This is a genomic window from Pseudoalteromonas sp. NEC-BIFX-2020_015 (assembly GCF_012952265.1).
GTDB lineage: Bacteria > Pseudomonadota > Gammaproteobacteria > Enterobacterales > Alteromonadaceae > Pseudoalteromonas > Pseudoalteromonas neustonica.
In genome coordinates this window covers 15,738-27,937 of sequence record NZ_JABCJL010000041.1, presented here as the reverse complement: position 1 = coordinate 27,937, position 12,200 = coordinate 15,738, and the positions used below count along the sequence as shown (strand labels likewise).

Genomic DNA, 12,200 nt, shown 5'->3' with positions numbered 1-12,200 from the left:
TAGTGAAACGAAACAGCGCCGATGATAGTGTAGCATTTGTTATGTGAAAGTAGGTCATCGCCAGGCTCCAAATAAAGAAAGCCCGACTCACTGAGTCGGGCTTTTTTACGTCTGCAGGAAAGTGAAACAGCGAGCAAGGTGCAAGGTGGCCAGTGTCGCTCAGGCGTTCATCTGAAAGCAATACACCCCCATATATCGGTTGTCGCGATAAATCACGACCTTAAAGTCGTGCGCTTAGTTTATTGTCAACAACAACCGAAAAGTGAGCCACTCGAGTATTTGAATAATGATCCACTATTTATACCAATCGACTTAAATATTTAACCATTCTAGCGGGCTAAATAAAGCGCTAACAGCGTTAGTAATTTTTCATCTAGAACAACTACATGTCAAAATTTCTGCCTTGTTATCACTGTATTTACCTGTCGCTATAAGTGGTCAGTAACTTAATATGATTGGTATTATTAATATTTTACATTAATCCGCCTTGTTTCTTTTCTTTTGAATCTATAACTCCACCTTAATTTGAATATCTCTGTTGTGGCCAACTAATTCTGGACACATTATAAGTAACCGAAAACTCGCTTTCTGCATTGCATTTTAATAATAAGATAAATTAAATTTTATATTAAGCTTAAAAATCAGTTACTTAAAATTGGCTTAATTACTGCTTCATTAACTATCAATTAATACAGTGGAGATGACCTATGCTCAGGAAATTATTATGCTTAATCTTTTTTACGCTTGTATCTGGTTGCGGCGGTTCCGGAGGGGATACTACAGCAAGCCCGGTTGTAGTAACGCCCCCCGTTGTAGTTGAGCCTGTTGATAACTCACTAACAGACGTCGTGGTCCCATCAGGATTTGATTGGTCAATGAATGATGAGGTGAGTATCAATTTTAAAGTTGTAAGCACTATAACGATGATAGACCAAAGTGGAGCTGGTATTGGTGGTAAACATTTCATAAAGGTTACTGCTATCGATCAAAACTCAGAGCAAGTGGGCACTACATTGCTCAAAGCCCTAACATCACGAACTGGGCAGTTAGAGAGCACGCTTAAATTTCCTAGTGAGTGGAGTGGAATTAAAGTTGAGGCTAAGGTTGATGGGGTAGTTTGTACTGAGACGTTTTTAAAAAATGTTTTGTTGGGGGACCTTGAGATTAAGTGTCCAGTTGAAGTTAATGCAGAAGAAGGATAACCGCGATGAGTCTTAAACAAATTATTTTAGCGTCTATATTATCTCCTTCATTTTGCGTAATAGCCGCAGCAACAAGCACAAGCACAGTGGATAACCAAGATGGGACATTTACATATACTCAACGTATAAATAAACAAAGTACTGCACCTCATTATTTAGCTCCTCAAAACTATGGCTTTGATTTTTACTCGCATTATTCTCAAGATTATGGTTGGCAGCATAGTTTTGAAAACCTTGAAGAACCATTACTTAAAATACAAAGTGCCACGTTATTAATTCGAGGCTATGACATTGATTCTGAGTCTTTTCATGGAACGAGTGGTGAATATGATGGTATTAGTGTGGATGGTTCAGAACTTAATCCTGGCTTGCTACAAGGTACTAACGGTACATGGTCTGAAACATCATTTGATGTGCCTTTGTCAGCCATAACTGATGATGGTTTAGTTAATGTATTTCTTGATATAGATATGAACCACGACTACGTGAAATGGAAAACTACTTTAGATTATAGTGAGCTGGTCATTACGTATGCTATAACCCCTAATGATTCACCATATTTGCCTGTTCTAACAGTAGAAAATGAGAGTTGCTTATCGCCAGATAAAGATCTAGTTATTGTGGTTGATAATACAGAAAATGCAGATCCCGATGGTGACAGCGTTACCTATCAATATCGTTGGTTTGTTGATGTAGGCCAAGGTGAAGTTGTTGATGATGAAATAGTGGGTAAAACAGATCACTCAGGTAGTACTGTATTAGCCTCGCAAGTGCAAGGTGGTGAAATATGGCGTGTGCAGGTCACCGCGATTGATAGCAATGGTTTAATTAGTAATCCTGCATTTTATACATGGGAAGTAAGTGCTGATACAGACTCTGATTGTGATGGAATTAGTAATATTGATGACGATTATCCGAACGACCCACAAAGAGCCTCAAATAACTATACTGTTAAATCAACCCTAGCGTTTGAAGACTTGTGGCCTAATAAAGGCGACTATGACTTAAATGATTTTGTTATGGGTTACACCTTTAATGTTATAAAAAATGCAGATAACCAAGTTAAGCAGATTGACCTAACTGGATCTATCAATGCACGAGGTGCAAGCAATGCAAATGCATTTGCTTTAGCATTTGATAATATTTCAAATGAGAGCGTTCAAAGTGCAAGCATTGATATAGCAGGTAATACACGTTCATTGGTTGCTGAAGCGGGACACACAAATCAACTCGTTTATACATTGGTTGAAAACATTCATGACGTAACAGTAAGTGCTAATGGGTATCAGTTTTTTAATACGCAAAGTGGTGATGAAAGTGATGTAGTACCAGTAACAATGAGTATTATATTTAATGACACTGTGAATACTTCAGATATTGGTAACGCTCCCTTTAACCCATTTATATACCCGGTAAATGATCGTGGGCGTGAAGTGCACCTTCCTAATCATTCCCCTACAGCGTTAGCAAACGCTGATTTATTTAAAACGGGTGACGATAATTCTGAAGTGGGTGGAGCACAGACATACATGACAACTGATGGTCACCCTTGGGCGCTCGATGTTACTTCAGTTTGGTCACATCCAATTGAAAATGTGGATATTGTTAATGCATACCCAATGATTAAAGAGTGGGCTGAAAGCAAAAAAGGTAAAAATACTACTTGGTATAATGAACCAGTAAAAGGTAAGTGTTGGAAGTGCAATTAATACCAATTTAATGAAACTAGTATTATAGGTTCAATTATTTTAAATAAAAGACTAGATCAAAAACGCCAGCTTTAGCTGGCGTTTTAATGTGGCGACTAAAGTTAATTAAGCTTTAGGGCCTGCATTTTTAATATCGTCTGAGACATCATACTTAGCGAAGTTTTCAGTGAAATCAGCAGCAAGCTTAGTCGCGTATTCAGCGTACTTTGCTTTATCTTCCCATGTGTTAATTGGGTTAAGTAAATTGCTGTCTACACCTGGAACTGCTACTGGCACGTCTAGGTTTAAAACATCGATGTGCTGAGTTTCAACACCAGCCAGCTTACCAGATACGATTGCATCAACAACAGCACGTGTTGTTGGGATATCAAAACGCTTACCAGTGCCGTAAGGGCCACCAGTCCAACCTGTGTTAACAAGGTATACTTTGGCACCAAACTCACGTACACGCTTCATAAGAAGCTCAGCGTAAACACCTGCTGGGCGTGGGAAAAATGGTGCGCCGAAACACGTTGAGAATGTTGACTCAATATCGCTGGTTGAACCAATCTCTGTAGAGCCTACTTTTGCAGTGTAGCCACTTAAGAAGTGAAACGCTGCAGCTTCTTCAGTAAGGATTGATACCGGTGGTAATACACCGCTTACATCACATGTTAAGAATACAACGGCTTTTGGTTCACCAGCGCGGTTTTCTACTTTACGCTTTTCAACGTGTTCAAGTGGATAAGCTGCACGGCTATTTTGAGTTAGGCTTGTATCGTGAAAGTCAGGAATGCCTTTATCATCTAGGACGACGTTTTCTAGGATAGTTCCAAAGCGGATTGCATCCCAAATAACTGGCTCATTCTTTTGTGAAAGGTCGATACATTTAGCGTAACAGCCGCCTTCGATGTTGAATACGCTGCCTGGTGCCCAGCCGTGTTCGTCGTCACCAATTAGAAAGCGAGTTGGATCTGCTGATAAGGTAGTTTTACCTGTACCAGATAGACCGAAGAACAATGCTGTGTCGCCAGCTTCACCTACGTTAGCTGAGCAGTGCATTGGTAATACACCCTTCGCTGGAAGTAAGAAGTTCTGAACAGAGAACATTGATTTTTTCATTTCACCGGCATAACGCATACCTGCTAGCAATACTTTACGTTGTGCAAAGTTGATAATAACGGTGCCGTCGCTGTTAGTGCCATCACGTTCTGGATCACATACAAACGAAGGTACATTCATTACCTGCCACTGGGGTAAATCAGATGCATTGTAAGACTTAGGTTCGATAAACATGTTTTTGGCAAAAATATGATGCCATGCAGTTTCTGTTGTAACAACAACAGGTAGATAGTGCTCTGGATCAGCGCCAACTTCAAGGTGAGAGATGAAGTGGTCGTTGTCTTGCACATGTGCTTCTACACGTGCCCATAAAGCGTCAAATTTATCTGCATCGAAAGGGCGGTTTACATTACCCCATTGAATTTCATTTTCAGTACTTGATTCTTGAACAATAAAACGATCTTTTGGAGAACGGCCAGTACGGCGACCAGTGTTCGCAACAAAAGCTCCATTGGCGGCTAAAGTCCCTTCGCCACGACGGATCGCGTGTTCGACAAGTTCAGCTGCAGTTAGATCGACAAAACGAGTAGCGCTTGAAGTCATGTTTATACCTAAATTGTGTGAGATTGAACGGGATAGCTCTGGGTTCTTAATAACCTTAAGCTGTAATTATAGTAACAGATGGATTAGGGATATTCGAGCCTATGAAAGCTTTAAAAACACATATATTTAGTAAAAAACATGAATAATTTCAATGATACCGGTGTCATGAAAGTTGTTGGTTTTATGACACCGGTATCATTTTTTATGAACAAAAAAGCTGCAGTGTTTACAGCTTTTCAATGTGTACTTTTTTAAGAGGGGGGTTCTTAGTTAAAAATGGCTTTGATTTCTTGCTCGTTAAAAGAGTAGTCTTTTAAGCAATAATGACAGCTAATTTTGATTTCACCGTTTTCAGCTACGTCGTTAAGTAATTCTTGCTGACCAATGTTAACGAGTGCGGTAATCGTTTTCTCTCTGCTGCAACCACATTTAAATTGGATTGCTTGTGGCTCGTATACACGAGGGTTATCTTCATGATAAAGGCGAGTCAGCACAGTGTTAGCATCAAGCTCTAGTAACTCTTTATCTTTAATAGTATTACTGAGTGCCTCTAGATGTGTAAAATCAGTAATAGATTTTTCTTTATTCACAGGTAAAACTTGCAGTAATAAGCCGGATGCTTTGGCTTTATCTTGAGTTGTATCAGTGGCAAACCACAATCGTGTCTGCAATTGTTCTGATTGGGCAAAGTATGCTTCTAAACATTCTGCAAGCGTATCGTGCTCTAGTGGTACGATACCCTGGTAGCGCTCGCCCTTATCAGGTGTAATAGTTAATACCATCACACCATTACCAATTAGTTCTTTAACAGTACTACCTGTTACTTCACTTTGTATGCGAGCGATACCACGCATATTTTGTTTATCATCACCATTAATAACCGCATATTTTACAGGACCATCACCTTGTAATTGTACTGCAATATCACCTTCAAATTTTAATGTGGCTGTTAATAAGCACGTTGCAACGAGTAAGTCACCTAATAAGGCTTTTACTGGTGCAGGGTAATTATGGCCTGCAATCATCTCATTGTAGGTGTGCTCAATTTGGACTAGCTCGCCGCGGACGTCTAGTTTTTCAAATGTATAACGGTGAAGTAGATCTTGTTGCATGGGTCGCTTTACCTAACTTGATTTCATTTTTAAAAGTTCGCGTCTTTGCTTTTTATCGGGTTTACGATCCGGATGTGGAGCAAAAAAGCTATTATTTTTGCGGGCAATACTATTTGCCTCGCGTTTTTCAATACTAGCTTGTGATTCTAGATATAAGGTTTGAGCAATGGGGGCACTTAAACGTTTATCAACTAATTTAAGTACAGTGATGAGCTTTTCATCAACACCTTGTGCTAATTTAATTTGTGCGCCTAGTTCAACTATTTTACTGGGTTTTGCACGTTGCCCATTATAATGTACTTTACCACCTTGTACCATGTCTCGTGCGGTGGCTCGGGTTTTATAAAAACGTGCAGCCCACAGCCATTTATCTAAACGAATGGCATTAATATCATCAGCTGAAGTCGAATTGCGGGTGTTTCCTTTTGAACCATTACTTTTTGACAAAATAGCACTCTTTTATTTCGCTGATCACAAATACAAAATTTAGCACGAAACCCACATTTAAAGAAATAGTTGGTGAGTTTTGTAGTGAAGTAAAAGCCCTAATTTACCTTGTTTACAAAGTTTAATATTAGTGCGCTTGTTGAATGAAAAATGAAAAGGTACTATAGGGCAGAGATATGGCAGTAAATTAAAATAAGAAATGGCATTTATGGAACAGCAATTACAGCAGCTAAAACATCTAGTAAATAAATTACCCCACGCTAAATTAAGCTGGGTGGTAACTCTTTTAGCTATTGTTTATATTGCTTTTTTATTAGCTAAAGCGTTTTGGCTTGCATGGCCAGAGCCTACGAATTTAGCCCTCCCACCAAGCAGTATGAATGCTGCAAATAATTCATCCGAGCGTGTAAATTCTAAGTCAATATTAGAGCAGAATTTATTCGGTAAAGCAGATGTTGTGCTTGGTAAACAGCCTACCAAACAAGCTAAAGTGATTAATAATGCACCTGAAACACGGTTAAGCATTAATTTAACAGGGATTGTAGCCGTTAGTAATAATGATTTAACGGGGCTTGCGGTTATTGAGTCGCAAGGACAACAATCTACTTACCTTGTTGATGATGTAGTTAAAGGAACACGGGCAAAGCTTGCTCAGGTATTACCTGATCGAGTGATATTAGATGTGAGTGGGCGTTTTGAGACATTAATGCTTGATGGACTCGACTTTACTAAAACAGTCTCAATGCCTGTTTTGGCTCAGCGTGAAGAGGATGAGTCGGAATTAGATGAGGGCCCACAGATGGAAGGTGATCGTCAAATTGATGCCACATCTAATCAAGAAGTCAAAGAAGCAATCATAGAAACCCGAGAAGAACTATTAAAAGATCCTGGTAAATTATTTGATTACATCCGTGTATCTCAGGCAATGAAAGACGGCGAGCTTGTTGGCTATCGCTTAAGTCCAGGTAAAGACCCTGTGCTATTTAAGCAAATGGGATTACAAAATAACGATTTAGCTGTATCGATTAACGGCTATCAACTAACAGATTTAAAACAGGCCATGTCAGCCATTAATGAGCTGCGTAATAGCACCGATGCTAATATCACTATTGAACGTGATGGTGAGCAAATCGATGTACAATTTAGCCTGCAATAACTTAGCTTTGGAGTTTTAAAATAATGGTTCACGCGCTACACCTCAAAAAAATCAGAAAAGGGTTAGCTAAGTACGCAACACTTTTTTTTGCGGCCAGTTTATCTTTGTCAGTATCTGCCGTTGAGTACGCTGCAAACTTTAAAGGGACCGATATTAACGAGTTCATTAATATCGTAGGTAAAAACCTTAATAAAACAGTGATCATTGATCCTAACGTACGCGGCAAAGTAAATGTTCGCAGTTATGAGCTGATGGATGAAGCGCTCTATTATCAGTTTTTCCTAAATGTGCTTGAAGTTTACGGTTATTCAGCTGTAGAGATGGATAACGGCATTTTAAAAATCGAAAAAAGCTCTGACGCTAAAAAGTCGAATGTTCCACTGATCACTGAGGATAATCAGGCCAGCGGCGATATGATGGTGACGCGAGTTGTTCGCGTTAAGAATGTTAGCGTGCAAGAGCTTGGCCCGTTAGTGCGTCAATTTAGCGACCAAAAAGATGGCGGTCATGTCGCTAACTTCAATGCCGCTAACGTTATGATGTTGACGGGTCACGCAGCATCCGTGAATCGTTTAGTCGAAATCATTCGCTCTGTTGACCAAGCGGGTGATAAGCGCGTTGATATTGTAAAACTAAACTTTGCAACGGCAGACGACGTGGTTTCAGTGGTTGAGAATATTTACAAAGATACAGGTAAAGGCAGCGTTCCTGAGTTTTTAATCCCTAAAGTGGTTGCCGATGGTCGTACAAACAGCGTTATAGTCAGTGGTGAAGGCCAAGCAAGAACCCGCGCAATTGAGCTTATTAAGCGTTTAGATGGTGAATTGCAAAATCAAGGTAACACAAAAGTTATTTACCTTAATTACGCCAATGCTGAAGATCTTGTTAAAGTACTGCAGGGAGTAAGTAAAACACTTGGTGAAGAAGGCCAAGGTGGGGCAACCAAAACCCGTAGCCGTAGTAAAGATGATACAAGTATTGAAGCTCACCCAGATTCAAACTCACTGGTAATTACCGCCCAACCAGACACAATGCGATCACTTGAATCAGTTATTGCACGCTTAGATATTCGCCGTGCGCAGGTACTCGTAGAAGCAATCATTGTTGAAGTTATGGAAGCTGATGGTATCAACTTTGGGCTGCAGTTTATCTCAGAGCAAGGCGGAATGATGCAGTTTAACAACGGCAATTCAGTCCCTGTAGGGTCGCTAGCCGTTGCAGCTGAGGTCGCACGTGATAAAACAGTAACTAAAAATGTTATAGGGACCGAAGGCGGCACAGCCACTGAGTATAAAGAAACCATTGAAGGTGATTTAGGCCCATTAGGCGCATTACTGGGTGGTATTAATGGTTTAGCCATGGGTATTGTTAAAAATGACTGGGGCGCGATCATCCAAGCAGTGTCTACTGACACCAACTCAAATATCCTTGCCACTCCATCCGTAACAACGATGGATAACGAAGAAGCGTCAATGATCGTTGGTCAAGAAGTACCAATTATCACGGGCTCGCAAACAGGCTCTAATAATAACAACCCATTCCAAACTGTTGAACGTCAAGAAGTTGGTATTAAACTCAAAGTAACACCCCAAATTAACGATGGCAGTGCTGTTCAACTTATTATTGAACAAGAGGTTTCTGGTGTAAGTGGCGCCACTGCGGTGGATATTTCAATTAATAAGCGTGCTATTAAAACAACGGTAATGGCTGATGACGGTGGTATGGTTGTACTAGGTGGTTTGATTGATGAAGATGTACAAGAAAGTGTATCTAAAGTGCCGCTACTAGGTGATATTCCTATTTTAGGGCATTTATTCCGCTCTACCAGTACCAGCAAACGTAAACGTAATCTCATTATATTTATTCGCCCGACCATTATTCGTGATGGTATAAAAATGAATAAATTAAGCCACTCAAAATATAACTTTATTCGTGGTGAGCAACAAATAAAGCGAGATGACGGGATTGATTTGATGCCGCTAACTGATTCGCCAATATTACCAGAGTGGAATGACGCATTAATCTTGCCACCAACGTATGAAGAATACTTAAGAAAGCAAAATGCAGACGAGCGCAACGATGACTGATGCAATCACTGAAATCAGCGAAGAGCATGCAAAGCCACAAGATAGCAGCGACTTGATGACCAGCGATGATCTTGTTGAGCTACCCAATAAGCGTTTGCCTTTTTCGTATGCAAGGCGTGCGGGTATGTTATTAAGCAAAAATAATGATGACCGTGTCGTTTTCTACCGTGGTGAATTGGATATTGAAGCTCTGCTAGAAGTACGCCGTATTGCCGGTCATGGCTTTACACTTGAGCAATTACCAGATGATAAATTTGAATTGTTGCTCGAGGCATCGTATCAACGCGATAGCTCTGAAACTCAGCAAATGATGGAAGATATCGGCAATGAAGTGGATTTATTTTCATTAGCAGAAGACATGCCACAAACTGAAGATTTACTCGCTGGGGATGATGACGCGCCAATTATTAAATTGATCAACGCTATGCTTAGTGAGGCAATCAAAGAGGGTGCATCTGATATTCACATTGAGACCTTTGAGCAAGAGTTAGTAATTCGCTTTAGGGTTGATGGTGTGCTTAAAGAAGTACTTAAACCAAACCGTAAACTGGCCTCTTTATTGGTTTCGCGTATCAAAGTAATGGCGAAACTCGATATTGCTGAAAAGCGAATTCCGCAAGATGGTCGTATTAGTTTACGTATTGCAGGTCGTGCTGTTGATGTACGGGTATCAACCATGCCATCTAGTTTTGGTGAACGTGTAGTACTTCGTCTACTTGATAAAAACAATGCACGTTTAAATCTTGAAGATTTAGGAATGACTTTACGTAATCGCGAGTTATTCTCTGATTTGATAAGTAAACCGCATGGTATTATTTTGGTGACCGGGCCAACCGGCTCAGGTAAAAGTACCACGCTTTATGCTGGTATGAGTCAAATTAACTCTCGCGATCGCAATATATTAACGGTTGAAGATCCAATTGAGTATGAAATCCCAGGTATTGGCCAAACTCAGGTCAACGCAAAAGTTGATATGACCTTTGCTCGTGGCCTTAGAGCGATTCTACGCCAAGATCCTGATGTAGTAATGGTTGGTGAAATACGTGATTTAGAAACGGCTCAAATTGGTGTGCAAGCATCACTGACTGGCCACTTAGTTATGTCAACGTTACATACCAATACAGCAGCGGGTGCTATTTCACGTATGGAAGATATGGGGGTAGAGCCTTTCTTACTTTCATCGTCATTATTAGGTGTGTTGTCACAGCGCCTAGTACGTACTTTATGTAAAAGCTGTAAAGAAGCTCACACCGCAGATGAGCGTGAATGCGAATTACTCGGCGTGCCGTTTGAGAATCCACCGACAATTTACCGCGCAGTGGGTTGTGAAGAATGTAACTTTAATGGTTACCGTGGACGTACGGGTATTCATGAGTTACTTGTTGTTGATGAAACTGTACGAGAGCTTGTGCACAGTGGTAAAGGTGAGCAAAGTGTTGAAAAGTACATTCGTAAACATACGCCAAGTATTCGTCAAGATGGCTGTAGCCGCGTATTGGCTGGTAAAACGACCCTTGAAGAAGTGTTACGTGTAACACGTGAGGAAGGTTAATAATGGCTGCGTTTGAGTATCGCGCGTTAGATGGTCGTGGCAAAGATAAAAAAGGTATTTTAGAAGCGGATACCGCTAAACAAGTTCGTCAATCCCTGCGTGAACAAGGACTCACTCCATTAGAAGTGATCCCAGCAGCACAGGGAGATAAACAGGTTAAAGGTGAAAAAACTACGTTTTTAGGTGGTTTTTTTAAACCAAAAATATCTACATCGGATCTTGCATTAATCACTCGTCAGCTCGCTACTTTAATTCAGTCAGCACTGCCTGTTGAAGGTGCTGTTATGGCTGTCGCTGAGCAATGTGAAAAGCCACGCTTGAAGCGCATGTTGATGTCGGTACGCTCTAAAGTTGTAGAAGGTTACACCCTTGCTGATGGTATGTCTGAGTTTCCGCACGTATTTGATAACTTATACCGAGCAATGGTTGCGGCAGGTGAAAAGTCAGGCCATTTAGATGCTGTTTTGAATCGTTTAGCAGATTACACGGAACAACGTCAGCACATGCGCAGTCAAATAACGCAAGCAATGGTATATCCGGTTATATTAGTTATTTTTGCAATCGGCATTGTATCCATTCTATTAGGTACTGTAGTGCCTAAAATATTAAAAACGTTTGAAAAATCTAAACAGGTTTTACCATGGACGACAGAGTGGGTAATGGCCGCGAGTAATTATGTGCAAAATTACTGGTTTATAACTCTTGTGCTGTTTACGTTGCTTGTTATAGGGATTAAACACGCATTAAAACAGCCAAAAATTCGCTTTTGGTATGATGCTAAAATTTTAATATTACCCGGTATTGGTAAGGTTGCGCGTAGTATAAATACGGCTCGTTTCGCGCGCACGTTGAGTATTCTGTCATCGAGTTCGGTGCCATTACTCGAAGGTATGCGGATCTCTGGCGAGGTACTGATTAATGAAAAAATTAAGAAAGCGGTAGCGGATGCATCAACGCGTGTCAGTGAAGGTGCGAGCCTTCGAGCATCGCTACAAGAAACCAAATTATTTCCACCGATGATGCTACATATGATCGCCAGTGGGGAAAAATCGGGTGAGCTTGAGCAGATGTTAGAGCGTGCAGCGAATAACCAAGACCGTGAATTTGAAAGCATGGTAAATGTCTCGCTAAAACTCTTAGAGCCTGCGATGATAGCGTCAATGGCAGTGATCGTATTGTTTATTGTTATGGCCATATTACAACCTATTATGGCGATGAATAAAGCGATTGGGCTGTAACAGTTTCAGGGATATCGTAATGCACTTTACTGTATTGCGATGAATTAATTATT

Annotated in this window: 10 protein-coding genes; 6 read left to right on the top strand and 4 right to left on the bottom strand. The window is 40.5% G+C overall.

The window, feature by feature from the left end; all coding sequences use genetic code 11:
• Window positions 1-181 (bottom strand): hypothetical protein (locus tag HH219_RS21830; protein WP_211842202.1); only part of this gene is annotated, 181 nt, incomplete at its 3' end.
• Window positions 182-707: 526 nt separating this feature from the next.
• Between HH219_RS21830 and HH219_RS20365 the strand changes: the two genes are divergently transcribed.
• Both HH219_RS20365 and HH219_RS20360 read left to right on the top strand, forming a co-directional pair.
• Window positions 708-1,202, top strand: coding sequence for a hypothetical protein (locus tag HH219_RS20365; protein ID WP_169328473.1), 495 nt, complete (start codon window positions 708-710; stop codon window positions 1,200-1,202).
• 5 nt (window positions 1,203-1,207) lie between these two features.
• Window positions 1,208-2,911: an LruC domain-containing protein gene (locus HH219_RS20360; RefSeq protein WP_169328472.1), complete on the top strand. Its 1,704-nt coding sequence runs from the start codon at window positions 1,208-1,210 to the stop codon at window positions 2,909-2,911.
• A gap of 105 nt (window positions 2,912-3,016) precedes the next feature.
• Here HH219_RS20360 and HH219_RS20355 read toward each other — a convergent pair whose 3' ends face one another.
• The 3 genes from HH219_RS20355 to hslR form a co-directional block, all read right to left on the bottom strand.
• On the bottom strand, window positions 3,017-4,555 hold the full coding sequence (locus HH219_RS20355) for a phosphoenolpyruvate carboxykinase (RefSeq protein WP_054456056.1): 1,539 nt from the start codon (window positions 4,553-4,555) through the stop codon (window positions 3,017-3,019).
• 266 nt (window positions 4,556-4,821) lie between these two features.
• Window positions 4,822-5,667, bottom strand: a complete 846-nt coding sequence (hslO, locus tag HH219_RS20350) for an Hsp33 family molecular chaperone HslO (RefSeq protein WP_169328471.1) — start codon at window positions 5,665-5,667, stop codon at window positions 4,822-4,824.
• 12 nt (window positions 5,668-5,679) lie between these two features.
• Window positions 5,680-6,057 carry a ribosome-associated heat shock protein Hsp15 gene (gene hslR / locus HH219_RS20345; RefSeq protein WP_054206855.1) on the bottom strand — a complete coding sequence of 126 codons (378 nt, stop codon included), beginning with the start codon at window positions 6,055-6,057 and terminating at the stop codon, window positions 5,680-5,682.
• A 265-nt stretch (window positions 6,058-6,322) separates the two neighbouring features.
• Between hslR and gspC the strand changes: the two genes are divergently transcribed.
• The 4 genes from gspC to gspF are packed head-to-tail and all read left to right on the top strand — an operon-like array spanning window position 6,323 to window position 12,147.
• Window positions 6,323-7,270 carry a type II secretion system protein GspC gene (gene gspC, locus HH219_RS20340; protein WP_054206831.1) on the top strand — a complete coding sequence of 316 codons (948 nt, stop codon included), beginning with the start codon at window positions 6,323-6,325 and terminating at the stop codon, window positions 7,268-7,270.
• Between the two features lie 23 nt (window positions 7,271-7,293).
• Window positions 7,294-9,357: a type II secretion system secretin GspD gene (gene gspD, locus HH219_RS20335; protein ID WP_169328470.1), complete on the top strand. Its 2,064-nt coding sequence runs from the start codon at window positions 7,294-7,296 to the stop codon at window positions 9,355-9,357.
• Complete coding sequence (gspE, locus tag HH219_RS20330) at window positions 9,350-10,909, top strand: type II secretion system ATPase GspE (RefSeq protein ID WP_054206833.1); 1,560 nt, start codon at window positions 9,350-9,352, stop codon at window positions 10,907-10,909. The genes gspD and gspE overlap by 8 nt, the downstream gene beginning before the upstream one ends.
• A 2-nt stretch (window positions 10,910-10,911) precedes the next feature.
• Window positions 10,912-12,147, top strand: coding sequence for a type II secretion system inner membrane protein GspF (gspF, locus tag HH219_RS20325; RefSeq protein WP_064436086.1), 1,236 nt, complete (start codon window positions 10,912-10,914; stop codon window positions 12,145-12,147).
• Window positions 12,148-12,200 lie beyond the last annotated feature (53 nt).